The organism is Variovorax paradoxus (assembly GCA_016806145.1).
Lineage (GTDB): Bacteria > Pseudomonadota > Gammaproteobacteria > Burkholderiales > Burkholderiaceae_C > Variovorax.
The window spans coordinates 2893120-2919993 of sequence record CP063166.1 but is presented as its reverse complement, the minus strand read 5'-3'; the positions used below and the strand labels follow the sequence as shown (position 1 = coordinate 2919993).

General features: G+C 68.3%; 25 protein-coding genes. 15 read left to right on the top strand and 10 right to left on the bottom strand.

Translation table 11 applies throughout. From position 1 onward, the window contains the following. Positions 1 to 66: 66 nt before the first annotated feature. The 6 genes from INQ48_13500 to INQ48_13475 all read right to left on the bottom strand — a co-directional run bounded on the left by INQ48_13500 (position 67) and on the right by INQ48_13475 (position 8172). Positions 67 to 1605, bottom strand: a complete 1539-nt coding sequence (locus INQ48_13500; protein ID QRF60162.1) for a 2-isopropylmalate synthase — start codon at positions 1603 to 1605, stop codon at positions 67 to 69. Positions 1606 to 1654: 49 nt separating this feature from the next. Beyond that, positions 1655 to 3361, bottom strand: coding sequence for a 2-isopropylmalate synthase (gene leuA / locus INQ48_13495; protein QRF60161.1), 1707 nt, complete (start codon positions 3359 to 3361; stop codon positions 1655 to 1657). A gap of 224 nt (positions 3362 to 3585) precedes the next feature. Continuing rightward, positions 3586 to 4410 (bottom strand): CDP-diacylglycerol--serine O-phosphatidyltransferase, encoded by an 825-nt coding sequence (pssA, locus tag INQ48_13490; GenBank protein ID QRF60160.1) that lies wholly within the window; start codon positions 4408 to 4410, stop codon positions 3586 to 3588. 181 nt (positions 4411 to 4591) lie between these two features. Continuing rightward, positions 4592 to 5608, bottom strand: coding sequence for a ketol-acid reductoisomerase (gene ilvC / locus INQ48_13485; GenBank protein ID QRF60159.1), 1017 nt, complete (start codon positions 5606 to 5608; stop codon positions 4592 to 4594). Between the two features lie 146 nt (positions 5609 to 5754). Then, on the bottom strand, positions 5755 to 6246 hold the full coding sequence (ilvN, locus tag INQ48_13480; protein ID QRF60158.1) for an acetolactate synthase small subunit: 492 nt from the start codon (positions 6244 to 6246) through the stop codon (positions 5755 to 5757). A gap of 141 nt (positions 6247 to 6387) precedes the next feature. Then, the gene (locus INQ48_13475) at positions 6388 to 8172 is read right to left on the bottom strand and encodes an acetolactate synthase 3 catalytic subunit (protein QRF60157.1); all 1785 of its coding nucleotides are present in this window, start codon (positions 8170 to 8172) and stop codon (positions 6388 to 6390) included. Positions 8173 to 8468: 296 nt separating this feature from the next. Here INQ48_13475 and INQ48_13470 point away from each other — a divergent pair, with 296 nt between their 5' ends. The 6 genes from INQ48_13470 to INQ48_13445 all read left to right on the top strand — a co-directional run bounded on the left by INQ48_13470 (position 8469) and on the right by INQ48_13445 (position 12110). After that, positions 8469 to 9035, top strand: a complete 567-nt coding sequence (locus INQ48_13470; GenBank protein ID QRF60156.1) for an RNA polymerase sigma factor — start codon at positions 8469 to 8471, stop codon at positions 9033 to 9035. Next, the gene (locus INQ48_13465; GenBank protein ID QRF60155.1) at positions 9032 to 9457 is read left to right on the top strand and encodes a DUF3619 family protein; all 426 of its coding nucleotides are present in this window, start codon (positions 9032 to 9034) and stop codon (positions 9455 to 9457) included. Before INQ48_13470 ends, INQ48_13465 begins: the two co-directional genes overlap by 4 nt. Before the next feature lie 103 nt (positions 9458 to 9560). Further along, complete coding sequence (locus tag INQ48_13460; GenBank protein QRF60154.1) at positions 9561 to 10502, top strand: DUF3106 domain-containing protein; 942 nt, start codon at positions 9561 to 9563, stop codon at positions 10500 to 10502. Between the two features lie 12 nt (positions 10503 to 10514). Continuing rightward, positions 10515 to 11084, top strand: a complete 570-nt coding sequence (locus INQ48_13455; protein QRF60153.1) for an RDD family protein — start codon at positions 10515 to 10517, stop codon at positions 11082 to 11084. Next, positions 11081 to 11488, top strand: a complete 408-nt coding sequence (locus INQ48_13450) for a diacylglycerol kinase (protein ID QRF60152.1) — start codon at positions 11081 to 11083, stop codon at positions 11486 to 11488. Before INQ48_13455 ends, INQ48_13450 begins: the two co-directional genes overlap by 4 nt. Before the next feature lie 31 nt (positions 11489 to 11519). After that, positions 11520 to 12110: a TIGR00730 family Rossman fold protein gene (locus tag INQ48_13445; GenBank protein QRF60151.1), complete on the top strand. Its 591-nt coding sequence runs from the start codon at positions 11520 to 11522 to the stop codon at positions 12108 to 12110. 47 nt (positions 12111 to 12157) lie between these two features. Here INQ48_13445 and INQ48_13440 read toward each other — a convergent pair whose 3' ends face one another. Both INQ48_13440 and INQ48_13435 read right to left on the bottom strand, forming a co-directional pair. Further along, on the bottom strand, positions 12158 to 12496 hold the full coding sequence (locus INQ48_13440; protein QRF60150.1) for a P-II family nitrogen regulator: 339 nt from the start codon (positions 12494 to 12496) through the stop codon (positions 12158 to 12160). Continuing rightward, on the bottom strand, positions 12493 to 14184 hold the full coding sequence (locus INQ48_13435; GenBank protein ID QRF60149.1) for an NAD+ synthase: 1692 nt from the start codon (positions 14182 to 14184) through the stop codon (positions 12493 to 12495). The genes INQ48_13440 and INQ48_13435 overlap by 4 nt, the downstream gene beginning before the upstream one ends. A gap of 19 nt (positions 14185 to 14203) precedes the next feature. On the opposite strand from INQ48_13435, the gene INQ48_13430 reads away from it, so the two are divergent. The 3 genes from INQ48_13430 (at position 14204) to INQ48_13420 (ending at position 16996) form a co-directional block, all read left to right on the top strand. Further along, the gene (locus tag INQ48_13430) at positions 14204 to 15370 is read left to right on the top strand and encodes an N-acetyltransferase (protein QRF60148.1); all 1167 of its coding nucleotides are present in this window, start codon (positions 14204 to 14206) and stop codon (positions 15368 to 15370) included. A gap of 83 nt (positions 15371 to 15453) precedes the next feature. After that, positions 15454 to 16206, top strand: a complete 753-nt coding sequence (locus tag INQ48_13425; protein QRF60147.1) for a hypothetical protein — start codon at positions 15454 to 15456, stop codon at positions 16204 to 16206. A 121-nt stretch (positions 16207 to 16327) separates the two neighbouring features. Next, the gene (locus tag INQ48_13420) at positions 16328 to 16996 is read left to right on the top strand and encodes a DUF1311 domain-containing protein (GenBank protein ID QRF60146.1); all 669 of its coding nucleotides are present in this window, start codon (positions 16328 to 16330) and stop codon (positions 16994 to 16996) included. Positions 16997 to 17026: 30 nt separating this feature from the next. Here the strand turns inward: INQ48_13420 and ppa are convergent, their stop codons facing one another. After that, positions 17027 to 17554: an inorganic diphosphatase gene (gene ppa, locus INQ48_13415; GenBank protein ID QRF60145.1), complete on the bottom strand. Its 528-nt coding sequence runs from the start codon at positions 17552 to 17554 to the stop codon at positions 17027 to 17029. Between the two features lie 264 nt (positions 17555 to 17818). Here ppa and INQ48_13410 point away from each other — a divergent pair, with 264 nt between their 5' ends. The 5 genes from INQ48_13410 (at position 17819) to INQ48_13390 (ending at position 25258) form a co-directional block, all read left to right on the top strand. Then, a complete protein-coding gene (locus INQ48_13410; protein QRF60144.1) occupies positions 17819 to 20323 on the top strand; it encodes a sodium-translocating pyrophosphatase in 2505 nt (834 codons plus the stop codon). A 172-nt stretch (positions 20324 to 20495) separates the two neighbouring features. Further along, a complete protein-coding gene (locus INQ48_13405) occupies positions 20496 to 21935 on the top strand; it encodes a TolC family protein (GenBank protein QRF60143.1) in 1440 nt (479 codons plus the stop codon). Then, positions 21936 to 22922, top strand: a complete 987-nt coding sequence (locus INQ48_13400) for an efflux RND transporter periplasmic adaptor subunit (GenBank protein ID QRF60142.1) — start codon at positions 21936 to 21938, stop codon at positions 22920 to 22922. A 3-nt stretch (positions 22923 to 22925) separates the two neighbouring features. Continuing rightward, the gene (locus INQ48_13395; protein QRF60141.1) at positions 22926 to 24110 is read left to right on the top strand and encodes an ABC transporter permease; all 1185 of its coding nucleotides are present in this window, start codon (positions 22926 to 22928) and stop codon (positions 24108 to 24110) included. Further along, positions 24110 to 25258, top strand: a complete 1149-nt coding sequence (locus INQ48_13390) for an ABC transporter permease (GenBank protein QRF60140.1) — start codon at positions 24110 to 24112, stop codon at positions 25256 to 25258. The genes INQ48_13395 and INQ48_13390 overlap by 1 nt, the downstream gene beginning before the upstream one ends. Here INQ48_13390 and INQ48_13385 read toward each other — a convergent pair. Further along, positions 25255 to 25881 carry a TetR/AcrR family transcriptional regulator gene (locus INQ48_13385; GenBank protein ID QRF60139.1) on the bottom strand — a complete coding sequence of 209 codons (627 nt, stop codon included), beginning with the start codon at positions 25879 to 25881 and terminating at the stop codon, positions 25255 to 25257. The genes INQ48_13390 and INQ48_13385 overlap by 4 nt on opposite strands. 130 nt (positions 25882 to 26011) lie before the next feature. Between INQ48_13385 and INQ48_13380 the strand changes: the two genes are divergently transcribed. Next, positions 26012 to 26866, top strand: coding sequence for a metal-dependent hydrolase (locus INQ48_13380; GenBank protein QRF60138.1), 855 nt, complete (start codon positions 26012 to 26014; stop codon positions 26864 to 26866). The last annotated feature ends 8 nt before the right edge of the window (positions 26867 to 26874 follow it).

The window sequence follows — 26874 nt, the reverse complement described above, 5'->3', positions numbered from 1 at the left end:
AAAGGCACGCAATATCAGCTACTTGCATCCTTTTCTTCATTCGAATACCAAGGATCGCCCGAAAACCTAACCTTGTGCCGCCACTCTCTCAGCTTGGCTCTGTAACTTGTTGAGCGCACTCAAATAAGCCTTTGCCGACGCCACAACGATGTCGGGGTCCGCCCCGACGCCGTTGACCACCCGTCCCGCGTTTTGTAACCGGACTGTAACTTCTCCCTGGCTTTCCGTCGAGCCACTGATGGCATTGACCGAGTAAAGCACCATCTCGGCGCCGCTCTTGACGTGCGACTCGATGGCCTTGAGGGAAGCATCGACCGGGCCATTGCCGTCCGACTCGCCCGTGACTTCCTTGCCATGGACGGTGAAGACGACCTTCGCCTGGGGGCGTTCGCCAGTTTCGCTGTGCTGAGCGAGAGAAACGAAAGCAAACTGTTCGCCAACGTTCGCACCCTCCTCCGCGCTGACAAGCGCGAGGATGTCCTCGTCGAAAATTTCGGACTTGCGGTCGGCCAGCTCCTTGAAGCGCAGGAAGGCGGCGTTGATCTCGCCCTCGCTCTCCATGGTCACGCCGAGTTCCTGCAGCCGCTGCTTGAAGGCGTTGCGCCCGCTGAGCTTGCCCAGCACGATCTTGTTGGCGCTCCAGCCCACGTCCTCGGCACGCATGATCTCGTAGGTGTCGCGCGCCTTCAGCACGCCGTCCTGGTGGATGCCCGAGGCGTGGGCGAAGGCATTGGCGCCCACCACCGCCTTGTTGGGCTGCACCACGAAGCCGGTGGTCTGGCTGACCATGCGGCTCGCGGCCACGATGTGCTGGGTGTCGATGTTCAGCGAGAGCCCGAAGTAATCCTTGCGGGTCTTCACGGCCATCACCACCTCTTCGAGCGAGCAGTTGCCCGCGCGTTCGCCGAGGCCGTTGATGGTGCACTCGACCTGGCGCGCGCCGCCGATCTTCACGCCCGCCAGCGAGTTCGCCACCGCCATGCCGAGGTCGTTGTGGCAATGCACCGACCAGATCGCCTTGTCGCTGTTGGGAATGCGCTCGCGCAGCGTCTTGATGAAGTTGCCGTAGAGCTCGGGGATCGCGTAGCCCACGGTGTCGGGCACGTTGATCGTGGTCGCGCCCTCGGCGATCACGGTCTCGAGCACGCGGCACAGGAAGTCGGGATCGCTGCGGTAGCCGTCCTCGGGGCTGAACTCCACGTCGGCCACCTGGTTGCGCGCGAAGCGCACCGCGAGCCGGGCCTGTTCATGCACCTCGTCGGGCGACATGCGCAGCTTCTTCTCCATGTGCAGCGGCGAGGTCGCGATGAAGGTGTGGATGCGGCCACGCGCCGCGCCCTTGAGCGCCTCGGCGGCGCGCGCGATGTCGCGGTCGTTGGCGCGCGAGAGTCCGCACACCGTCGAATCCTTGATCGCGTTGGCGATCGCCTTGACCGCCTCGAAGTCGCCGTTCGAGCTGGCCGGGAAGCCGGCCTCGATGACGTCGACCCGCAGCCGCTCGAGCTGCTTGGCGATGCGCAACTTCTCGTCGCGCGTCATCGAGGCGCCGGGCGACTGTTCGCCGTCGCGCAAGGTGGTGTCGAAAATTATGAGTTGGTCGGTCATCGTGTTCTCCTTCGTTTCTGGCCACCTGGCGCATCGGGCGGGATGGGGTTCAGACGGTCGCGGTCTCCGATTGTGCGCTGTGCGCGCCATTGCCCCTGGCGCGCTCCACGCCCGAGACGATCGCCTTCAGCGAGGCGGCGATGGTGTCTTCGTCGATGCCCACGCCGAACAGGGTGCGCGACTCGTCGACGCGCAGCTCCAGGTAGGCCACGGCCTTGGCATCGGCACCGGCGCCGATCGCATGCTGGTGGTAGTCGATGACGCGCACCGCATGGCCCGTCGCGGCGCTCAGCGCGTGCGTGAAGGCATCGATGGGACCGTTGCCGCGGCCCTCGATGGCCACGGTCTCGCCGTTCCAGGCCAGGTCGCCGCGCAGAAGCACCGAGGCGTTGGCGCCGTCCTTGCCCTCCTCCTGCAGCACGCGGTGCTGGAGCGCCTGCACCGACTCGATGCCGTACTCGCGCACGAAGAGCTGCCAGAGGTCCGCGGCCGTGAGTTCCTTGCCCGCGACGTCCATCACGCGCTGCACCGTCTGGCTGAATTCCATCTGCAGGCGGCGCGGCATCTCGATGCCGTACTCGCTCTCGAGCAGGTAGGCGATGCCGCCCTTGCCCGACTGGCTGTTGACGCGGATCACGGCCTCGTAGCTGCGGCCGACGTCCTTCGGGTCGATCGGGAGGTAGGGCATGTCCCAGATGTCGCCGTCCTTGCGCGCCGAGAAGGCCTTCTTGATCGCGTCCTGGTGCGAGCCCGAGAACGAGGTGTAGACCAGGTCGCCCACGTAGGGGTGGCGCGGGTGCACGGGAATCTGGTTGCAGTGCTCGACCGTGGCTCGGATCTCGTCGATGTTCGAGAAGTCCAGTTCGGGCGAGACGCCCTGCGTGTAGAGGTTGAGCGCCACGTTGACGAGGTCGAGGTTGCCGGTGCGCTCGCCGTTGCCGAACAGGCAGCCTTCGATGCGGTCGGCGCCGGCCATCAACGCGAACTCGCCGGCGGCGGTGCCGGTGCCGCGGTCGTTGTGCGGGTGCACCGACAGCACGATCGCGTCGCGACGATCGAGGTTGCGGTGCATCCACTCGATCATGTCGGCAAAGATGTTCGGCGTGGAGTGCTCGACCGTCGACGGCAGGTTGACGATGCACTTGCGCTCGGGCGTCGGCGCCCAGACCGCGGTGACCGCGTCGACCACGCGCTTGGAGAACGCGAGGTCGGTGCCCGAGAACATCTCGGGCGAGTACTGGAAGGTCCAGCGCGTGTTCGGCTGCTTCGCGGCCATCTCGTTGAACATGCGCGCATGCGTGGCGGCGAGCTCGACGATGCCATCCTCGTCCATGCCGAGCACCACGCGGCGCATCACGGGCGCCACGGCGTTGTACAGATGGACGATGGCGCGCGGAGCGCCTTGCAAGGCTTCGAAGGTGCGGGCGATCAGGTGGTCGCGCGCCTGGGTCAGCACCTGGATCGTCACGTCGTCGGGAATGCGGTCTTCCTCGATGAGCTTGCGCACGAAGTCGAACTCGACCTGCGACGCGGAGGGGAAGCCGACCTCGATCTCCTTGAAGCCGATGGCCACGAGGGTCTCGAACATGCGCATCTTGCGCGTGATGTCCATCGGCTCGACCAGGGCCTGGTTGCCGTCACGCAGATCGGTCGACAGCCAGATCGGCGCCTTGGTCAGCACGGCATCGGGCCAGGTGCGGTCCTTGAGACCGATGGGCGCGAACGCACGGTATTTGGCTTGAGGTTGCTTCAACATGTCGATTTCTCTGCTGTGATGGTTGGTGATCAACCAGCAACCCCAAAAACAAAACGGCCCGTTGCTGGTGCGAACGGGCCGTGGTGATGGATTTGCGCGTGCGCTACCGTCTCCGCCCGTGAGGGAGAGCTAGTAGGGACAGCAGCGAAATCATCTTCGTCATGAGGGTTGCGAATTTAGCACAGGCGTCGAGACTTTGTGAAGACTGTGTCCCGATGCCTGTCTCAGTTGTGCAAACCGCGCTCGTCGGGTTCCTCGGTCGAGGTGCTGATCACGCTGGTCTGCTGCCCCTTGGCCTTGCGCCATGCATAGACCACGTAGCCGCTCAGGCCGTAGACCACGAACAGGCCGAACAGCACCGTCGGCGGATGGATGTTGATGACCGCGATGCCGAGCGCGATCAGCACGATCACGGCGAAGGGCACGCTCTTCTTCATCTGCACGTCCTTGAAGCTGTAGAACGGCGCGTTGGTCACCATCGTGAGGCCTGCGTAGAGCGTGAAGGCGAAGGTGATCCAGGTGATCTGCGTCCACGAGAGGTACAGCACCTCGCCACCGCGCTTGCCCCATTCGGTCATGAGCCAGATGAAGCCGGCCACCAGCGCCGCAGCAGCGGGCGACGGCAGGCCCTGGAACCAGCGCTTGTCGACCACGCCGGTGTTGACGTTGAAGCGCGCGAGCCGCAGCGCCGCGCAGGCGCAGTAGACGAAGGCCGCGATCCAGCCCCAGCGGCCCAGGCCCTTGAGCGACCACTCGTAGGCGATCAGCGCGGGCGCCGCGCCGAACGAGACCATGTCGGACAGCGAGTCCATCTGCTCGCCGAACGCGCTCTGCGTATTGGTCATGCGCGCCACGCGGCCGTCGAGGCTGTCGAGCACCATGGCCGCGAAGACGCCCAGCGCGGCGAGGTCGAAGCGCGCGTTCATCGCCATCACGACCGAATAGAAGCCGCCGAACAGCGCGGCCAGGGTGAACAGGTTCGGCAGGACGTAGATGCCCTTTCGCCGCTTGCGCGGCTGGACCTCGTCGGGGACGGTGTCGTCATGCATTGGATTGGTCTCCGTCCCTCATGGGCATTGTCGGTTCAGCTATCTCTTCGATAGCAATTCGGTCACTGGATCGCATCCCAGGGAGTGTAGTTCAGGGGCACGCCCGGCCCTCCAAGCAAAAGGGCCACCGCGAGGGTGGCCCTTGGGGATCGGGCGCCGGAGCGCCCTGCTCGCCGGGAGATCAGTTGCGGGTCTGGTCGACCAGCTTGTTCTTCTTGATCCAGGGCATCATCGCGCGCAGCTTTTCGCCGACAACTTCGATCTGATGCTCCGCATTGAGGCGACGGCGGCTGATCAGCGCGGGCTGGCCGGCGGCGGCTTCGAGCACGAAGCTCTTGGCGTATTCGCCGGTCTGGATGTCGCGCAGCACTTGCTTCATGACCTTCTTGGTCTCGTCGGTCACGATGCGCGGGCCGGTGACGTACTCGCCGTATTCGGCGTTGTTCGAGATCGAGTAGTTCATGTTGGCGATGCCGCCTTCATAGATCAGGTCGACGATCAGCTTCAGTTCGTGCAGGCATTCGAAGTACGCCATTTCGGGCGCGTAGCCGGCTTCCACCAGCGTTTCGAAACCGGCCTTGATCAGCTCGACCGTGCCGCCGCACAGAACCGCTTGTTCGCCGAACAGGTCGGTCTCGGTTTCTTCGCGGAAGTTGGTCTCGATGATGCCGGCCTTGCCGCCGCCGTTGGCGGTGGCGTAGCTCAGCGCGAGGTCACGCGCCTTGCCGGTCTTGTCCTGGTGCACGGCCACGAGGTGGGGCACGCCGCCGCCTTGGGTGTAGGTGCTGCGCACGGTGTGGCCCGGGGCCTTGGGAGCGACCATCCACACGTCGAGGTCGGCGCGCGGCTGCACGAAGCCGTAGTGCACGTTGAAGCCGTGCGCGAAGACCAGCGAAGCGCCTTCCTTGATGTTGGGCGCGACGTCGTTCTTGTAGACGTTGGCGATCTGCTCGTCGGGCAGCAGGATCATGACGACATCGGCGGACTTCACGGCATCGGCCACTTCGGCGACCTGCAGGCCGGCCTTGCCGACCTTGTCCCACGAGGCACCGCCCTTGCGCAGGCCGACCACGACCTTCACGCCGCTGTCGTTCAGGTTCTGCGCGTGCGCGTGGCCTTGCGAGCCGTAGCCGATGATGGCCACCGTCTTGCCCTTGATCAGGCTCAGGTCCGCGTCCTTGTCGTAATAAACCTTCATGATGTTCTCCAGATAGATATGCGAGTTGCAGTGTGTTGTGCCGTTCGTCCTGAGCCTGTCGAAGGGCTCAATGCAGTCCCCGCTCGCGCGGAGGCTTCGACAAGCTCGGCCCGAACGGACGGCGACCGAGCTCCGTTTTCATCGGGTCAGACCCGCAGGATGCGTTCGCCGCGGCCGATGCCGCTGGCGCCGGTGCGCACGGTCTCGAGGATGGCGCTGCGATCGATCGCCTCGAGGAAGGCGTCGTTCTTGCCATGGTCGCCGGTGAGCTCGATCGTGTAGCTCTTGTCGGTGACGTCGATGATGCGGCCGCGGAAGATCTCGGCCATGCGCATCATCTCCTCGCGCTCCTTGCCCACCGCGCGCACCTTCACCATCATGAGCTCGCGCTCGGTGTAGGCACCTTCGGTCAGGTCGACCACCTTGACCACCTCGATCAAGCGGTTCAAGTGCTTGGTGATCTGCTCGATCACGTCGTCCGAACCGGCGGTGACGATGGTCATGCGCGACAGGCTCGCATCCTCGGTGGGCGCGACGGTCAGCGATTCGATGTTGTAGCCACGGGCCGAGAACAGGCCCACCACGCGGGAAAGAGCGCCAGGCTCGTTTTCCAGCAGAACGGCAATGATGTGTTTCATGTGTGCGTGACTCCTCTTTTCGCCAGCGCGGAAGCTTTCGCTTTCGCCGCCCTCCCCCGCGCACGGTAATGCGCGGGCTCGGCGGGCAATAGATTCGTCAGTGAAAGGTTGAGAAACGAACGGTCGAAAACGGGCCGCGGATCAGAGATCCTCGGAGCCCAGCAGCATCTCGGTGATGCCCATTCCGGCCTTGACCATCGGGAACACGTTCTCGGTGGGGTCGGTGCGGAAATCCATGAACACGGTGCGGTCCTTGAGCTTGCGGGCCTCGCGCAGCGCAGGCTCCACGTCCTGGGGACGCTCGATCAGCATGCCGACGTGGCCATAGGCCTCGGCGAGCTTCACGAAGTTGGGCAGCGCATCCATGTAGCTGTGGCTGTAGCGGCCGGAGTACTCGATCTCCTGCCACTGGCGCACCATGCCGAGGTAGCGGTTGTTCAGCGAGCAGATCTTGATCGGCGTGTTGTACTGCAGGCAGGTCGACAGTTCCTGGATGCACATCTGCACCGAGCCTTCGCCCGTGATGGTGAAGACTTCCGAGTCCGGCTTCGCGAGCTTGATCCCCATGGCGTAGGGAATGCCCACGCCCATGGTGCCCAGGCCGCCGGAGTTGATCCAGCGGCGCGGCTCGTCGAAGCGGTAGTACTGCGCGGCCCACATCTGGTGCTGGCCGACGTCGGACGTGATGTAGGTGTCCGCGTCCTTGGTCATGTTCCACAGCGTCTCGACGACGAACTGCGGCTTGATCACGTCCTTGTTGCCCCGGTCGTACTTGAGGCAGTCGCGGTCGCGCCAGCCCTCGATGGTCTTCCACCAGTTGGCGAGCGCGCCGGCGTCGGGCTTCGTCGTGCTCTCGCGGATCATCGAGATCAGCTCGGTGAGCACGTCCTTGACGTCGCCCACGATCGGGATGTCGACCTTCACGCGCTTGGAGATGCTCGACGGATCGATGTCGACGTGGATGATCTTGCGTTCGTTCTGCGCGAAGTGCTTCGGGTTGCCGATCACGCGGTCGTCGAAGCGCGCACCCACGGCCAGCAGCACGTCGCAGTTCTGCATCGCGTTGTTGGCCTCGATGGTGCCGTGCATGCCCAGCATGCCGAGGAACTTGCGGTCGCTCGCCGGATAGGCGCCCAGGCCCATGAGCGTGTTGGTGACCGGGTAGCCGAGCATGTCGACCAGCGTGCGCAGTTCGTTGGTGGCATTGCCCAGCAGCACGCCGCCACCGGTGTAGATGTAGGGGCGCTTGGCGTTGAGCAGCAGCTGCAGCGCCTTGCGGATCTGGCCGCCGTGGCCCTTGCGCACCGGGTTGTACGAGCGCATCTCGACCTTCTCGGGATAGCCGGCGTAGGCCACCTTCTTGAACGAGACGTCCTTGGGCACGTCCACCACCACGGGGCCCGGACGGCCGCTGCGTGCGATGTGGAAGGCCTTCTTCATCGTCATCGCGAGATCCTTCGGATCCTTGACGAGGAAGTTGTGCTTGACGATCGGGCGCGTGATGCCGACCGTGTCGCATTCCTGGAAGGCATCCAGGCCGATCGCCGCCGTGGGGACCTGGCCCGAGATGATCACCATCGGGATCGAGTCCATGTAGGCCGTGGCGATGCCCGTGACCGCGTTCGTCAGGCCCGGGCCCGAGGTGACCAGCGCCACGCCCACCTCGCCGGTGGCGCGCGCATAGCCGTCGGCGGCGTGGACCGCTGCCTGCTCGTGGCGCACCAGCACGTGCTGGATGGTGTCCTGCTTGTAGAACGCGTCGTAGATGTAGAGAACCGCGCCGCCGGGGTAGCCCCACACGTACTGGACGCCTTCGGCCTGCAGTGCCTTGACCAGCACTTCGGCGCCCATGAGTTCTTGCGTGTGATTGCCGGCGCCGGAGGACGCGGCTGCTGCGGAAGCGAGTTCCGCCTTCGAGATTTCCATGATCAACCTTTGGAGTTTTTTCGGGAACGAAAAACCTTGGGTGCCCCTTGCCAACCCTTGTGGGGCCGCGCCAGGACTTGAGGCCAAAGCCATGGGCGGACTGATTGTTCCGCCGGACCGTGACCCGTTTGCCTTTTGACTTGCGACCGCGATTATGACACCGACGCGGCCTTCCGCCGAGCCCGTATCGCCCCGCAACACGATTCGTCGAGAGCGGCGGGCATAATTCGCGGCCAACAACGAGGCATTCCCGCCCGACATCCATTCCCACGCGGCGCCCGGCGCCCCTCTCACGCTTGGCCACCGAACAAGAACTCTCCGATTTCCTGAAAAGCGTCGAACGCCGCGCTTTCAAGCGGTCGGTCTATCACGTGCGAGACGAGGAAGCGGCGCTCGACATCGTGCAGGACAGCATGATGAAGCTGGCCCAGCACTACGGCGACAAGCCCGCCGCCGAGCTGCCGATGCTGTTCCAGCGCATCCTCTCGAACTGCACGCTCGACTGGTTCCGCCGCCAGAAGACCCGCCGTGCCCTGTTCTCGAACCTCAGCGATTTCGAGTCCACCGACGACGACGGCGATTTCGACCTGCTCGAGAACTTCGCCTCGCCGACCGACTCCAGAGAAACCGAGAGCGCCGAGGACACCACGCGCCGGGCACAGGTCCTGCATGAGATCGAAGAACAGATCGCGGCATTGCCGGGCCGTCAACGCGAGGCTTTCCTGATGCGTTACTGGGAAGAAATGGACGTCGCAGAGACGGCCGCCGCCATGGGCTGCTCCGAGGGCAGCGTCAAAACCCATTGTTCGCGCGCCGTCCACGCTCTGAGCAAGGCGCTCAAAGCCAAGGGAATTTCGCTATGAATACTAAGGTTCCTCTCTCCTCCGTCGCCGAAGACGAGTTCGGCCAACGCGTGGCCGCGCGCCTGTCCGCCGGCAACCAGGCGTTGCCGCACGACATCGGCGAACGCCTGCGCGTGGCGCGCGCCCAAGCCGTGGCCCAGCGCAAACAGGCACCGCAGCTGCGCGTCGCGCCCGCCGTGGTGCAGTCGGGCAACACCGCCGCACTGGGTGGCGGCTGGGGCTGGTGGACGCGCATCGGCACCGTGGTGCCGCTCGTGGCCCTGGTGGCCGGCCTGGTCACCATCAGCGTGATGCAGGACGAGGACCGCGCCAGCGAGCTGGCCGAGGTCGATTCCGCGCTGCTCACCGGCGACCTGCCGCCGGCCGCCTACACCGACCCGGGCTTCGCGCAGTTCCTCAAGTCCGACGGCGCTTCCGACTGACGAGGGCCTTGGCCGCCCTCCCAGTTCCGCGCCCGGCTTCGCCGCCCCGTCCGCCGCCAGATTTTCCCGCCCGTCCGAAGCCTCTCTCCGACCGATCATCCGAATGCCACGCCGCACCCTGCTCCCCGCGATTTCGCCCCGCTCCTCGCGCTCGTGGTCGCAAGGCGCGGTGGTTCGCCTCGGCGGGGTCGGCATCGTGGCCATGGCGGCACTGGGACTGACGATCGCGGCCGCGCAGACCACGCCCGTGCGCTCGGAAACCGTTCGCGCGGACACGCCCAAGGCCGCGCCGACCGGCACCATGGCAGCGTCCGCCGCCGCCAAGCCGCCCGTGCTCACCAAGCCGCTGTGGGCCGAGCTCACCGCCGAGCAGCAGCAGGCCCTGCAGCCGCTGGCACCGCACTGGAACGCGCTCAACGTCGGCCAGAAGCGCAAGTGGCTCGCGCTGTCGCGCAACTACGCTTCGCTGCCGGCCGAGGACCAGATCACGCTGCGCAGCCGCATGATCGAATGGGCCGCGCTCAGCAACCAGCAGCGCGTCCAGGCACGCCTGAACTTCGCCGAGGTCAAGCGCGTGCCGGCCGACGAGCGCAAGGCCAAGTGGGAGCAATACCAGGCCCTGAGCGAAGAGGAAAAGCGCAAGCTCGCCGAGCGCGCGCCGGCCAAGCCCAAGGGCGCCGCGATCCCGGTGCGCCCCGTGTCGTCCCAGAAACTGGTGGCCGTCCCGGCGGTCACGTCGCCGGGGCTGCACACGCCCCGCATCCAGCTCGCGCCGCCGATGGCACCCGCGGCGCCGGCCATCGTCCCGGCGGCCGCCCTCGCCGCGAACCCTCCGACGGCAGCCACCGGCACCGCAACGGCCACCACCGCACCGGCCGCGTCGTCGACCGCGGCCCCCGCCGGCTACACGCCCCAGCCGGTGCCGGCCGAAGCCCAGGTGCCGTCTCCGTACTCTTCATCGCCCGGTCCATCGACTTCGGTATCCTCCACACCGTCTTCCACTTCTGCGGGGCGCACGCTCGAGCCACCCTCGGCCGCCCCCTGACCCAAGGTCTCGATGGTTTCCAGCCCTTCCGAAATTTCGGAGTCGGATTCGCCTGTTCCACCCGCGTCTGACGCTTCCCTTTCGATTGCAGAGGGCCCGGTCCCGGGACTCTGGCGCCGCATGGCCTGCTGGCTCTACGAAGGCATGCTGCTGTTCGCGGTGGTGTTCGTCTCGGGCTGGCTCTTCAGCACGCTGGGCCAGATGCGCGATGCCATGGATGAGCGGCGCCACCTGTTCCAGGCCTTCCTCTTCGTGGTGTTCGGCGTCTACTTCGTCTGGTTCTGGGCCAAGGGCCAGACGCTGGCGATGAAGACCTGGAACATCCGCATCGTCGACGTGAACGGCCACCCGGTCAGCCAGCGCCGCGCGCTCGCGCGCTACCTGCTGAGCTGGATCTGGTTCCTGCCGCCGCTCGCCGCCGTCGCGCCCTTCAAGCTGTCGGGCCCGGAAGTCACGGTGCTCGTCTTCGGCTGGGTGGCCATCTGGGCCCTGCTGGCACGCTTCCATCCGCAACGCCAGTTCTGGCATGACGCCTGGGCCGGCACCCGGCTCGTCACCTCCAAGCCCATGAGCCGCCGATGAGCGCCCTGCCCGAACTTCCCGACCCCGCCGTCAACCCGCAAAAGGCCCGCAAGGGTTTCGAGCGCGTCTGGCACGCCACGCTGATCTCGCTGCACGGCTTGCGCGCCGGCTGGAGCGAGCCCGCCTTTCGGCAGGAAGCCATCCTGTCGATGGTGATGATCCCCGCCGCCTTCTGGCTCGGCCGCAGTTGGGTCGAGGTCGCTCTGCTCGCGGGCAGCGCGGTGCTGGTGATGATCGTCGAGCTGCTCAACACCGCGGTCGAAGCGGCCATCGACCGCATCGGCCCCGAATGGCACGACCTCTCCAAGCGCGCCAAGGACATGGGCAGCGCCGCGGTGCTGCTGTCGCTGTCGCTGTGCACCTGCATCTGGGCGGCAGCCCTGTGGACGCGCTTCGTGTCATGAGCGGGCCCGCCGCCCGAGGCATGATCGGGGGATGACCCCTGAATTTTCGATCTGCGTGTATTGCGGCTCGCGCCCCGGCGAGCGTCCCGAGTTCACCGAAGCCGCCACGGCGGTAGGCCGCTGGATCGGCCAGCAGCGTGGCCAGCTGGTCTACGGCGGTGGCCGCACCGGCCTGATGGGCACGGTGGCCGAGGCCACGCGCGCCGCGGGCGGCCGCGTGGTCGGCATCATCCCCAAGGCGCTGGTCGACAAGGAACTGGCCAACCCGCTGTGCGACGAGCTGCACGTGGTCGACACCATGCACGAACGCAAGGCGATGATGGGCGAGCGCGCCGACGCCTTCCTGGCCATGGCCGGCGGCATCGGCACCTTCGAGGAGTTGTTCGAGATCTGGACCTGGCGCCAGCTCGGCTACCACGACAAGCCGGTCGGCATCCTCAACAGCGCGGGCTATTACGACAAGCTGCTGGAATTCCTCGCGCAGAGCGTGCGCGACGGCCTGATGGGCGACTGGCAGATGAGCCTGGTGCGCACCGGCACCGAGGCCGAACCGCTGCTCGCGGCGCTGCGGGCCGAGGTGCCGCGCCATCCGCGCGACGACCGGCTGGCCGAGAACCTCTGAGCCCGCGGTGAAAGACGGCCGGCGAGCGCCGGCCCCCGCGGTTCAGCTCAGACCGCGTTCTCGTTCTCTTCGCCGGTGCGGATGCGCACGATGCGCTCGACGGCCGTCACGAAGATCTTGCCGTCGCCGATCTTGCCGGTGCGCGCCGAATTGACGATGGCCTCGATGCAGCGCTCGACGTCGCCCTCGTTGACGACCACTTCGACCTTCATCTTCGGCAGGAAGTCGACCACGTACTCGGCGCCGCGGTAGAGCTCGGTGTGGCCCTTCTGGCGGCCGAAGCCCTTGACCTCGGTCACGGTGAGTCCGGTGACGCCCACTTCGGCCAGGGCCTCGCGTACGTCCTCGAGCTTGAAGGGTTTGACGATGGCGGTGATCTGCTTCATGGTTTGCGTGCTCCGGCGGTTTCGTTGAATTTGCTGGTGATAGGGTAACGCCAATCCTTGCCAAAACTGCGGTGCGTCACCCGGATGCCTACCGGCGCCTGGCGCCGCTTGTATTCGTTGATCTTGATGAGCCGTGCCACCCGCTCGACCACCGCGCGGTCGTAGCCCGCGGCGATGATCTCGTCGATGCCCTCGTCGTCCTGCATGTAGCGTGCCAGGATCGCGTCGAGGATGTCGTAGGGCGGCAGGCTGTCCTGGTCGGTCTGGTCGGGCCGCAGCTCGGCGCTCGGAGGCCGCGTGATGATGCGCTCGGGGATCGGCTCGGCGCCGGTGCCGTAGGGATCGTGGGCATTGCGCCAGCGCGCGAGCGCGAACACGGTTGTCTTCAGCAGGTCCTTGATGACCGCGAAGCCGCCCGCCATGTCGCCGTAGAGCGTGCAGTAGCCGGTGGCCATCTCGCTCTTGTTGCCCGTGGTGAGAACGATCGAGCCGAACTTGTTCGACAACCCCATCAGCAGCGTGCCGCGGATGCGGGCCTGGATGTTCTCCTCGGCCGTGTCCTCGGGCCGGCCCGCGAACTCGGTGGCCAGCGCCGCCTTGAACGACTCGAAGGTGTGCCGGATCGAGATCTCGTCGTAGCGCACGCCCAGGCGACCCGCCATGTCGCGCGCGTCGATCCAGCTGATGTCGGCCGTGTAGGGCGAGGGCATCATCACCGCGCGCACCTTGTCCTTGCCGAGCGCGTCGACCGCGATCGCGAGCACCAGCGCCGAATCGATGCCGCCCGACAGCCCGAGGATCGCACCCGGAAAACCGTTCTTGCCGACGTAGTCGCGCACGCCGAGCACCAGCGCATCCCAGAGCTGGGCCTCGGCGTCGCGCGGCGCGGCGATGGGCTCGGGCAGGAAGCGCACGCCCTGCGACGGTGCACGCTCGAGCTCGGCCAGCACCAGCTTCTCCTCGAAGCCCGGCGCCTGCACGGCGAGCGCGCCATCGGCCTGCAGCGCGAACGATGCGCCGTCGAACACCACCTCGTCCTGCCCGCCCACGAGGTGGGCATAGACCAGCGGCAGCCCCACGGCGCGCGCGCGTTCGGCCATGCGCGCCACGCGCTCGCCCTCCTTGCCCACGTGGTAGGGCGAAGCATTGATGACGGCCAGCACCTCGGCGCCGGCGGCGCGCGCCAGCTCGGCCGGCGCGTCGAACCAGGCGTCCTCGCAGATCAGCAGCCCGACCGACACGCCGCCGGCCTCGAACACGCAGGTGCCCTGTCCCGGCGCGAAGTAGCGGCGTTCGTCGAACACCTGGTAGTTCGGCAGCTCGCGCTTGGCGTAGGTCTGGAGGATGCGGCCTTCCTTGAGCACGCTGGCCGCGTTGTGGCGCAGCTGCACCGACACGGAGCGCCCGCGCAGGCTGCCGCCGCTCGGATGCCCCACCACCACGACCATGTCTTTGAGGTCGGCCAGAGCGGCGGCGATGCCTTTCACGGCATCATCGCAAGCTTCGGTGAAGGCGGGCCGCAGGAACAGGTCCTCGGCCGCGTAGCCGGCGATCGAGAGTTCGGGCGTCAGCAGAAGGCGAGCGCCCCGGGCATGGGCCTCGCGCGCGGCCGCCACGATTTTTCGGGCATTGCCGGGGAGATCGCCCACCACGAAATTGAGTTGCGCGATGGCGAGCTTGAGCGTCATACGGAAGGAAGAAACAGGCTTGAACGATTATGTCATTCGGGTTGTCGCGTCGCCGTCGGACCTGAGCCCGCAGGCCTGGAACGCGCTGCTCGCCGCGCAGGCCGAACCCTCGCCCTTCATGCGCCACGAGTACCTGGTCGCGCTGCACGAGAGCGGCAGCGCCACGCCCGAGAGCGGCTGGACGGCCCAGTTCTTCACCCTCTGGCGCGGCGACACCCTCGAGGCCGCCTGCCCGGTCTACGTCAAGGACCACTCCTATGGCGAGTACGTGTTCGACTGGGCCTGGGCCAACGCCTACCAGCAGCACGGCCTGGCCTACTACCCGAAGGCGACGATCGCGGTGCCGTTCACGCCCGTGCCCGGCGCGCGCCTGCTCGCGCGCGATGCGGCCGGCCGCGCGCTGCTGGCCCAGGCGCTGGTGGCCTGGTGCAAGGAGAGCGAGCTCTCGTCGCTGCACCTGCTGTTCGGAGCCGCGGCCGACATCGAGGCCTGCACCGAGGCCGGGCTGATGCTGCGGCACACGGTGCAGTTCCATTGGCAGAACCCGGCGCCCGGCTACGCGGACTTCGAGGCCTTCCTCGCGAGCCTCTCGCACGACAAGCGCAAGAAGATCCGCCAGGAGCGCCGCAAGGTCGCCGATGCCGGCGTGCGCTTCCGCTGGTCGCGCGGGACCGACATCTCGCGCGCCGACTGGGACTTCTTCTACCGCTGCTACGCGCGCACCTACCGCGAGCACGGCAACCCGCCCTACCTCACGCGCGACTTCTTCCATCGCATGGCCGACACGCTGCCCGAAGCCTGGCTGCTGTTCATCGCCGAGCGCGAGGGCAAGCCGATCGCCGCCAGCCTGATCGCGCTGGCCACCGACGACGCCACCGGCAACCCGCTCGTGGCCTACGGCCGCTACTGGGGCGCGGTCGAACGCGTCGACTGCCTGCACTTCGAGGCCTGCTACTACCAGCCGCTGGCCTGGTGCATCGCGCACGGCGTGCATCGCTTCGAGGGCGGCGCGCAGGGCGAGCACAAGATGGCGCGCGCCCTGATGCCCGTGAAGACCACCAGCGCCCACTGGCTCGCGCATCCGGCCTTCGCCGACGCGATCGAGCGCTTCCTCGAGCGCGAGGGCGAAGGCATCGAGAACTACATGGACCACCTGGGCGAGCGCAGCCCGTTCAAGGCCGCCTGAGCGCGACGGCGGGTTCGCGTCAGGCCACGGCCAAACTCGGCTGCTATAACCCCGGCAGATCGCCAACAACAAGGGGAAAAGTCATGCCATTCGTCGGCCTGGGTCTGCACATCCTGATCGCGCTGTTCTTCGCGGTGCACGCGATGCGCCACGGCAAGCAGATGTACTGGCTCCTGATCCTGTTCAGCTTTCCGCTGCTGGGCAGCATCGTCTACTTCGTGGTCGAGTACCTGCCCGCCTCGCGCATGCAGCGCACCGCGGGCAAGGTCGCGAGCGCGGCCATCGGCTTCATCGATCCCGAGCGCGAATACCGCGCGGCCGAGCAGGCCTACGACCTCGCGCCCACGGCGCAGAACAAGCTGCGCCTCGCCAAGGCCGCGCTCGACCGCGGCCAGGCCGGCGAGGCCGTCGGGCACTACCGCGATGCGCTCAAGGGCCCGCTGGCCTCCGATCCCGAGCTGCAGTTCGGCCTCGCGAGCGCGCTGCTGGCCGCGGGAGGTCCCGGCGCGGGCAGCGAGGCCATGCAGGCGCTGCAAAGCCTGCGCTCGACCCGCGACGACTACCGCAAGGACGAGGTCGCGCTGCTGGTGGCCCGCGCCCTGGCCGCCGAGGGCCGCAACGACGAAGCGCGCCAGGCCTTCGAATCGACCCTGAGCCTCTACAACACCGTCGAGGCGCGGGCGCGCTACGTGGCCTGGCTCGCGCAGCAGGGCGACGGCGCCGCCGCGCAGCGCCAGTGGGACGAGCTCCAGCAGGCCGCGCGCCACTGGAATTCGCACGCCCGCTCGGTCAACCGCGAATGGATGCGGCTGGCCGGCGACGCGGCCCGCGGCTGAAGCTCAGCCCGAGGCTGCGACCAAGGGCATAGCCGGCCCTGCCGTTCGGCAGATCAACATCGGCGGGCGCGGGAACGAGCATGTGGGCATCGCGCAGGCCCGTCACGCAGGAGCGCACCGCATGCCCGCATCGATCCGCAACCTTATCTCCCGGGCGCTGGCCCTGGGCCTCGCGGCCCTCGCCTGCGTGCCGGCCCACGCCGCCAGCTTCGACTGCGCCAAGGCCTCGAACCCCACCGAGAAGACCATCTGCGCCACGCCCGCGCTCTCGCTGCAGGACGAGAGCATGGCCGAGCTCTATCGCAAGCGGCTTGCGACAGCAGATGCCGGCCAGTGGGCCACCTACCTGAAGCGCGACCAGCGCGACTGGCTCGCGGTGCGCACCCGGCACTGCAAGGCCGACGTGAAATGCCTGCGGGAGGACTACGAGCGGCGCATCCGCTACTTGGCGCAGCCGCTGCTGCACTGGACCGGCCGCTACGTGGAGGGTCGTTGCCCGAAGGACGGGCGTTTCCTGGACGTGACGCCATCGGACGAAGGCGGGCTCGACATCGAGCTCTACATCTGCCCCGATGCGCGCGGCAACATGCTGCTGCAGGGCGGTGGCCGGCTCGACGAGCGGCAGCGGCTGGTGGTGCCGTTCGGCGGGCGTTGCACCCGCACCCTGCAATTCAGCGCCGACCGCATCGTGGTGGCCGACACGCCCGCGGGTGCCGCGGAATGCGCGAGCCCGTCGATGGCCGGCACCTTCGTGCGCGATGCGCGCCGGTCGCCGTTCGAGCAGGAGTGACCGCCCGCGCGACCCGCGCGCCCCGCCCGATCACTTCTTGTAGGCGGCGATACCGTCGAGGATTTCCTTGCGGGCGGCGTCGATGCCTTCCCAGCCCAGCACCTTGACCCACTTGCCGGCCTCGAGGTCCTTGTAGTGCTCGAAGAAGTGGCTGATGGCCTTCAGGCGCATCGGGTTCACGTCGTCCACCGATTTCCAGTGGCTGTAGATCGGCAGCACCTTGTCGGTCGGCACGGCCAGCACCTTGCCGTCCACGCCGGCTTCGTCTTCCATCATCAGGATGCCCAGCGGGCGGCAGGGCACGACCACGCCCGGCAGCAGCGGGTACGGCGCGATCACCAGCACGTCGACCGGGTCGCCGTCGCCCGACAGCGTCTGCGGCACGTAGCCGTAGTTGGCCGGGTAGTACATGGCCGTGGTCATGAAGCGGTCGACGAAGATCGCGCCCGATTCCTTGTCGACCTCGTACTTGATCGGGTCGGCGTTCATCGGGATTTCGATCACGACGTTGAAGGCATCGGGGACGTTCTTGCCGGGGGAGACTTTGTCGAAGGACATGACGTTTTTCGAGTAGTTGAAAAGTATGAGGGTGATGCGGACAAACCCGAAGTTTACTTTCCGAGTCACGGACCCGTCGCACGCGATTTCGTTTTTGCCTGTAAATTGCAGCCGTTGGCCAATCGGCTCCGCACCCCGGCTCCCCGGGATGCAGCGAGCTTCGAGGAAGCAACGCGGCGGAAATCTCGACTCCCGCGCGTTGCACGCAACGGATCCTCGCGCTTTCCGTCTCCACGTCACAACGAACGAATGGAGATGCAACGCATGAATGGCAACACCCCCCTCATCCTCGCCATCGTCTGCGGCCTCGTGGCCGTGGCCTACGGCATCTGGGCCCGAAGTTGGATCCTCGCCAAGGACGCGGGCAACGCGCGCATGCAGGAGATCGCCGCGGCGATCCAGCAGGGCGCGGCGGCCTACCTGGCCAAGCAGTACCGCACCATCGCCATCGTGGGCGTGGTGCTCGCGATCCTGATCGCCCTCTTCCTCGACCTCACGACCGCGGTCGGCTTCGTGGTCGGCGCGGTGCTCTCGGGCGCCTGCGGCTTCATCGGCATGAACGTCTCGGTGCGCGCCAACGTGCGCACCGCGCAGGCCGCCACCCAAGGCATCGGGCCGGCGCTCGACGTGGCCTTCCGCGGCGGCGCCATCACCGGCATGCTGGTGGTCGGGCTGGGCCTGCTGGGGGTCTCGATCTTCTACTGGTTCCTGGCCTCCAGGGGCCTGCCTAGCGGTAACCATGCGCTGGCGGCGCTGCTCAATCCGCTGATCGGCTTCGCCTTCGGCTCCTCGCTGATCTCGATCTTCGCGCGGCTGGGCGGCGGCATCTTCACCAAGGGCGCCGACGTCGGCGCCGACCTGGTGGGCAAGGTCGAGGCCGGCATCCCCGAGGACGATCCGCGCAACCCCGCCGTGATCGCCGACAACGTGGGCGACAACGTCGGCGACTGCGCCGGCATGGCGGCCGACCTGTTCGAGACCTACGCGGTGACGCTGATCGCCACCATGGTGCTCGGCGCGCTGATGGTCACGGCGGCGCCGGTCAACGCGGTGCTCTACCCGCTGGCGCTGGGCGGCGTGTCGATCATCGCCTCGATCATCGGCTGCTTCTTCGTCAAGGCCTCGCCGGGCATGACCAACGTGATGCCGGCGCTCTACAAGGGCCTGGCGGTGGCGGGCATCCTGTCGCTGATCGCGTTCTGGTTCGTCACCAGCTGGCTCATCCCCGACAACGCGATCGCGGCCAGCGGCAGCCAGCTCAAGCTGTTCGGCGCCTGCTTCGTGGGCCTGGCGCTGACGGCGGCGCTGGTGTGGATCACCGAGTACTACACGGGCACGCAGTACAAGCCGGTGCAGCACATCGCGCAGGCCTCGACCACGGGCCACGGCACCAACATCATCGCGGGCCTGGGCGTGTCGATGCGTTCGACGGCCTGGCCGGTGATCTTCGTGTGCATCGCCATCCTGGCCTCGTACGCGCTGGCCGGCCTGTTCGGCATCGCGGTGGCCGCGACCTCCATGCTCAGCATGGCCGGCATCGTGGTGGCACTGGACGCCTACGGCCCCATCACCGACAACGCCGGCGGCATCGCCGAGATGAGCGAGCTGCCCGCGAGCGTGCGCGACATCACCGACCCGCTGGACGCGGTGGGCAACACCACCAAGGCCGTGACCAAGGGCTACGCGATCGGCTCGGCCGGCCTCGCGGCGCTGGTGCTGTTCGCCGACTACACGCACAAGCTCGAGAGCTTCGGCCTGAACATCACCTTCAATCTCAGCGATCCGATGGTGATCGTCGGCCTGTTCATCGGCGGTCTGATCCCCTACCTGTTCGGCGCGATGGCGATGGAGGCCGTGGGCCGCGCCGCGGGCTCGGTGGTCGAGGAAGTGCGCCGGCAGTTCCGCGACATCCCCGGCATCATGGAAGGCACCGCCAAGCCCGAATACGGCAAGGCCGTGAGCATGCTCACTGGCGCGGCCATCAAGGAGATGATGATCCCCTCGCTGCTGCCGGTGCTGGTGCCGATCGTGGTCGGCCTGCTGCTCGGACCGAAGGCCCTGGGCGGCCTGCTGATGGGCACCATCGTCACGGGCCTGTTCGTCGCCATCTCCATGTGCACCGGCGGCGGTGCCTGGGACAACGCCAAGAAGTACATCGAGGACGGCCACTTCGGCGGCAAGGGCAGCGAGACGCACAAGGCCGCCGTCACCGGCGACACCGTGGGCGATCCCTACAAGGACACGGCCGGCCCGGCCGTGAACCCGCTGATCAAGATCATCAACATCGTGGCGCTGCTCATCGTGCCGCTGGTGGTGAAGTTCCATGCCGGCGATGCGACGGCGGCGGTGCCTCCCCCGGCACCCGTGGCCGCCACCGCGCCGGCCGCGGTCAGCACGCCGGCGGGCGCCGTGGTTTCGGGCGCGGTGACCGCGGCCGAAGCCGCCGCGATCAAGGTCGAGAACGGCGTGGTCAAGTTCTACTTCGCCACCGGCAGCGCCGAGGTCGCGCCCAATGCCAGGGAGGCGCTGGCCGACGTGATCAAGGCGGTGCAGAGCGGCAACACGGTGCTGGTGAGCGGCTACCACGACGCCACCGGCGACGCCGCGAAGAACGCCGAGCTCGCCAAGCAGCGCGCGGTGGCGGTCGGCGATGTGCTCAAGGCCGCCGGCGCGCCCGAGGACAAGATCGAACTCGCGAAGCCCGAGCAGACCCAGGCCGACGGCCCCGCGGGCGAGGCGCGGCGCGTCGAGGTGAAAGTGAAGTCCTGAGGCTCGCGCCCGGCTGAAACGCCATTCCGGAAGGGGCGACGCCGCATCGGCGTCGCCCCTTTTTCTTGCGCACTCGACAGCGCACGTCATCGAAGCGAGGTGCACGCGCCACGTTTCGCGTGACCGGGCCGCGCCGGCCCGCTACGCTTGCGCGCCAGGCCTTTCGAATCCGATGACACACCTTCACTTTCGCAACGCCCTCCTCCAGGCCCTGGCGCCGCTGCTGCTCGCGGCCACCGGCGGCGCGGTTTTCGCGCAGGCTTCTTCGTCAGCCGACGAAGCCACCGCGATGAGCTTCGACGCCGCGCGCGCCCGCATGCTCGACCGCTCCGACAAGCTCGCGGCCGCGCGCGCCGCGGTCGAGGCCAAGCAGTTGCAAAGCGATGGGCTCAAGCGGCTGGGCGGCCCGGTGGTCAGCGTGTCGGGCTTGGCCTATGCGTACAACGCCAACCTGAACCTCGACCTCGATCCGCTCAACCAGAAGCTCGGCCAGATCGGACAGGCGCTGCCGCCGTCGATCCAGAACTTCATCGCGCGCGTGCCGATCCCGCAGTTGCCCAACAGCTACACCCTGAACCGGCACGACACCGGTTCCAACGCCTCGGTGTCGGCGGTCTGGCCGATCTACCTGGGCGGCGCCACCGACGCGGTGCGCGGCTTCGTGTCGGCGCAGACGCGCGAGGCCGAGGCCGACGCCGAACAGGCGAGCCACGAGCTCGACACGCTGCTGGTGCAGCGCTACTTCGGCGCCCAGCTCGCGCAGCGCGCGGCGCAGTTGCGCGCGCAGGCCGAGCGCACCATCGCGCAGCACGACGCGGCGGCGCAGAAGATGCTCGCGGCCGGCGTGATCTCGCGCGTCGAACGGCTGCAGGCCAGCGCGGCCTATGAGGAGGCGCGCCGCAACGCGCGCAAGGCCGAGAACGACGCCGCGCTCGCGGCCGTGGCGCTGGCGCGCACGGTGCGCGCCGATGGCCGCGTGGCGCCGCAGACGCCGCTGTTCGTGATCAGCGCGCCGGTCGAGCCGCTGGGCTGGTTCATCGATTCGGCGCTCAACCGGCATCCCGGCCTCGAGAAGGTCGCGGCCAAGAAGTCGCAGGCCGAGCAGTTGCACGAGGGCGAGGAAGCGCTGCGGCGCCCGCAGGTAATCGCCTTCGGCACGCGCCAGCTCAAGAGCGGCAATGCCGACTGGGTGGCCGGCCTGGGCGTGCGCTGGACCTTGTACGACTCGGTCGACCGCGATGCGCTCTCGGCCGCGTCGCAAAAGCAGGTCGAGCAGGCCGAACGCACCGGCGCGCAGGCGCGCAGCGACATCTCGCTGCTGGTGGAACGCAACTGGCGCGCGCTCGACAACGCGCGCCGCCAGTACCTCGAGATGCAGGCCTCGGTGGAGCTGGCGCGCGAGGTGCTGAAGCTGCGCACCTCGGGCCTGCGCGAAGGCACCAGCACCACGCTCGACCTGATCGATGCCGAGACCAACCAGGCCAAGGTGCTGACCGAGCGCGCGCAGGCCGCCAACGAGTACGTGCAGGCGCTGGCCCAGCTGCTCGAGAGCGCGGGCCTGTCCGACCGCTTTTCCGACTACATCGCGCGTGCCGACGTGAAGGTGAACTGAATGATGAGTGCCAAGACCCGCCAACTGATCGCGATCCTGGCCGCGCTGCTCGTGCTGGCGCTGCTGGCCTGGGGCTTCTGGCGCGCCTCCCGGCCCGCGCCCGAGGTGTTCCAGGGCCAGATGGAGGCGCGCGAGACCGACGTGGCCGGCAAGGTGACGGCGCGCGTGGCCGAGGTGCTGGTGAAGGAAGGCGACCGCATCCAGGCCGGCGCGGTGCTGGTGCGCATGGACAGCCCCGAGGTGCGCGCCAAGCTCGCGCAGGCCACCGCCGCCGAGCAGGCCGCGCAGGCCGTGGCCCAGAAGGCGCAGAACGGCGCGCGGCCGCAGGAGATCGAGATGGCGCGCATGCAGTGGCAGCGCGCCGAGACCGCGGCCCAGCTCGCGCAGACCTCGTTCCGTCGCGTCGACGGCCTCGCGCGCGAAGGCCTGGTGGCCGACCAGAAGCGCGACGAGGCCGAGGCCAACTGGAAGGCCTCGCGCGACGCGGCGATCGCCGCCAGGGCGCAGTACGACATGGCACGCGCCGGCGCGCGTCCCGAGGACCAGGCCGCGGCCAGCGCGCAGGCGCGCCAGGTGGCCGGCGTGGTCGCGGAAGCCGAAGCCGCCAGGGCCGAGACCGAGCTGCGCAGCCCGGTGGCCGGCGAGGTGGCCAAGGTGCTGGCCAAGGTCGGCGAGCTCTCGCCGCAGGGCGTGGCGGTGGTCACGGTGGTCGACCTGGCCGACCAGTGGGTGGTGCTCAACGTGCGCGAGGACCGGCTGCCGCGCTTCGCGATGGGCAGCGAGTTCGAGGCCCGCCTGCCCGCGCTGGCCGAGGACCGGCGCACGGCGCGCTTCAAGGTCTACTACAGCGGCGTGCTGCCCGACTTCGCGACCTGGCGCGCCACCCGCGGCGGGGCCGGCTTCGACGTGCGCACCTTCGAGGTCCGCGCGCGGCCGCTGCAGCCGATCGAGGGCGCGCGGCCCGGCATGAGCGTGCTGGTCGACTAGCACATGAGCCTTCGCGGCTTCTCCACCGCCAGCGCACGGCGCGAGTTCGCGCTGCTGCGCACGCGGCCCTGGGACCTCGCGATGATCTCCTGGGTACCGCTGCTCGCGGTGCTGCTGATCTGGTGGATCTTCTCGGCCGGCCTGCCCGAGCGGCTGCCGATCGGCGTGCTCGACCAGGACCGCTCGGCGCTGTCGCGCCAGATCGTGCGCTTCCTCGACGCCACGCCGGGGCTGCGCGTGGTGCAGCGCTTCGACGACGAAGGCGCGATGGCGCGCGCGCTCACCAGCGGCGCGGTCGATGCCGCGGTGCAACTGCCGCGCGATCTCGAGCGCGAGGTCAAGCAGGGCCGCACGGGCCAGGTCGTGCTGCTGCACAACGCCCAGCTCGGCACCCATTCGAGCCTGATCCAGCGCGACGTGCGCACCGTGGTCGCCACGGTCTCGGGCGGGGTCGAACTCGCGGTGCGCAACAAGCGCGGCGAATCGATGATCGCCGCGCGCGCGACCATGGAGCCCCTGAAGGCCGGCACCGTCGCGCTGTTCAACACCTCGGGCGACTACGAGCAGTTCCTCGGCGCCGCGCTGATCCCGGCGCTGCTGCACATCCTCGCGATGACCGCCGGCGCCTGGGCCGTGGGCCGCGAGCTGCGCGACCGCAGCATCGGCGGCTGGCTGGGCGCCGCGCCGCGCTGGCACGAGGCGCTGGCCGCGCTCGCGGGCAAGCTGGCGCTGCCGTTCGCGAGCCTGTCGCTGGTCGGCATCGCCGCCATGCTGTGGATCACGGCCGGGCGCGGCTGGCATCCGGTGGGCTCGCTCGGCTGGACGCTGTTCGCGCTGGTGGTGTTCCTCGCGCTGTCGATCGCGCTCGGCGGCTTCGTGGCGGCACTCACGCGCTCGCTGCGCACCGCGCTGTCGGCCACCGGCTTCATCACCGCGCCGGCCTTCGCGTTCGGCGGCGTGGGCTTCCCGCTGGTGGCCATGCCCGCGCTGGCGCAGCTGTGGGCCGCGCTGCTGCCCTACACCCACTACATCCGCGTGCAGATGGAGCAGCTGCAGATGGGCGCGCCGCTGGCCTATTCGGCCGCGACGCCGCTGTGGATGGTGCTGGGCAGCGCCGTGCTGCTGGCCGCGACGGCCACCGCGCTGGGCCGCGCGGCGCGCGCGCCCGATTCGTGGGGCGGCCGCTGATGGACCGCCGCCGCGCCCTCGCCCGCTTCAGCGCCGCCTGGAGCGACACCGCGCTGGCCGTGCTGCGCGACAAGGGCGTGCTGCTCATCATGCTGCTGGCGCCGATCATCTACGGCTTCTTCTACCCCTGGCCCTACGGATCGCAGGCCGTGACCCGCGTGCCGGTGGCGGTGGTCGACCAGGACCACACCGGGCTGTCGCGCCAGATCGCGCGCTTCGCGATGGCCAATCCGCGACTGGACGTGCGCCTGGTCACGGCCGACGTGCACGAGGCGCAGCAGGCCCTGTGGCGCGGCGAGATCGAGGGCTATGCGCTGCTGCCGGCCGACCTCAAGCGCAGCGTGCTGCGCGGCCTGCCGGCGGTGGTGAGCATCGAGGGCAACGGCGCCTATGCGCTGCTCAACAAGGCGGTGCTCTACGGCTTCTCGGAAGCGGTGGGCACGGTCTCGGCCGGCGTCGAGATCCGCAAGCTGCAAGCCGGCGGCCAGAGCGCAGTGCAGGCCGCGCGCAGCCGCAGCCCGCTGGTCACGCAACTGGTGGCGCTGTTCAATCCCACCGAGGGCTACGGCAGCTACGTGGTGCCGGCGGTGGCGCTGCTGATCCTGCAGCAGACGCTGTTGATGGGCACCGCGATGCTGGCCGGCACCTGGGCCGAGGCGCGGCGGCTGCGCGCCTCGATGAGCGCCTGGCTGGGCCGGCTGGCGGCGCTGTCGGGCTTCGGCGTGCTCAGCGGCATCTTCTATTTCGGCTGGGTGTTCTTCCTGCAGGACTATCCGCGTGGCGGCAATCCCTTCGGCGCGGTGGTGCTGCTGGCGTTCTACGTGCCCGCGATCTGCACGCTGGGCCTGCTGCTGGGCTGCTGGTTCCGCGACCGCGAACGGGCGCTGCAGGTGCTGCTGTTCACGGCCCTGCCGATGGCTTTTCTGTCGGGTTTCTCGTGGCCGGTCGAGGCCCTGCCCGCGCCGCTGCAGGCCCTGCGCTGGCTGTTCCCGAGCACGGCCGGCATCCAGGCCTCGCTGCGGCTCAACCAGATGGGCGCGCCGCTGCACGACGTGCTGCCGCACCTGGGCGTGCTGCTGGGCCTGCTGCTCGCCGGCCTGCTGACGCTTTGGCTCGCGGCAACGCCGCGGCGCAGGGCCTCGACCTAGCGCTGGCTCTCCGCCGCCACCGCGCGCACCAGCCGCGTGGCCGGCGCGACCAGTTCGCGCAGGTCGCCCGCGCGATCCTGCTCGATGGCTTGCAGCACCAGCTCGTTGATGCCGCCGACCACCGTCATCGCCATCTCGCTCGTCAGGTGCGCTTGCGGGCCCGGGCCGGTCGTGCCACTGCTGTTGATCGCGGCCTGGATGAAGTTCGCGATCTCGTCGTTGACCCGGCGCCGCGCCACCAGCCCCGGCATGCCCAGGCCCAGGATCTCGACGAACAGCGTGCGCAACAGCACCGGGTCCTGCGCGAGGTAGTCGAGATAGGCCGTGATCGCGCGCTCCACCTGCGCATGCCAGGGCTGCACCGGGTCGAAGGCCTCGCTGACCGCCTGCAGCGCCAAGTGGCTGGCCGCCTCGTAGAGCGCGATCAGGCATTCGGTCTTGGTCGCGAAGTGCTCGTAGAAGGTGCGGCGCGACACCGCGGCCTCGCGCACGATGTCGGCGATGGTGGTGTCGGCATAGCCCTTGGCGGCCACCGCGCGGGCCATGCCCTCGAGCAGCCGGCGGTAGTGCTCGTTGCGCGATTCGGCCGGGGTTTGGGGGGTGTTGTCGGTGACGGCACTCATGAACGGAACATTTTCGTACGCACTGGTACTTGACAGTACCAAGCACCCGAAGGCACCATGCAGGCATCGCGGTACGCATCTGTACCACGCCCCCTTGCCACCACCATTCCGATTCACGAGGATTGTCTTCATGAGCACCGAACTCGTCGTCCGCCGCCTTCTGATCGACCTCCAGGCCCCGTTTGCCCGCGACTGGTGCGGCGGCGATGCATTCTCCACCGCCTTCTTCAACGCCCTGTCGATGAGTTTTCCGTTCGGCGAGCAGTTCTTCATCGACGCCGTGCGCGACGCCGTCGCCACCCTGCCGCCCGAGACGCAGGACCAATACCGCGCCGACGTACGCGGCTTCATCGGCCAGGAGGCGACGCACCGGCGCATCCATTCGCTGTTCAACGCCCACCTCGAGAAGCAGGGCCTGGTCGACCGCTGGACCGAGCGCGCGAGCAAGCGGCTGTCGCTGATGGAAGGCGCCGATCCGCGCCACGCGCTCGCGGTGACGGCCGCCACCGAGCACTTCACGGCCATGTTCGCCGAATGGCTGCTGGCGCATCCGCAGATCCTCGACGGCGCCGAGCCCCGGCTGCGCACCATGTGGCTGTGGCACAGCGCCGAGGAGCTCGAGCACAAGAGCGTGGCCTTCGACGTCTACCGGGCCGCCGGAGGTTCCGACGAATGGCGCACGCGCTGGTTCCGCCGCGTCACGCTGATGTTCCTCGGCGACCTGATGCACCAGACGCTGGCCAACCTGCGGCACGAGAAGCAGCTGTGGAAATGGTCGACCTGGAAGAGCGCCGCGCGCATCCTGCTCGCGCGCGACGGGCTGCTGCGCGGCAACTACGCGATGTGGCGCCGCTACCTGCGCGCCGATTTCCATCCGGCGCAGCAGGACAGCAGCCTGTCGGAACGCTGGCTGGTGGACAACCGCGCGGCCTATGTGCCGGTTGGCGGCACGACTGCGGCGCAGCCGGAAGCGGCCGCGGCCTGAGCGCGGTT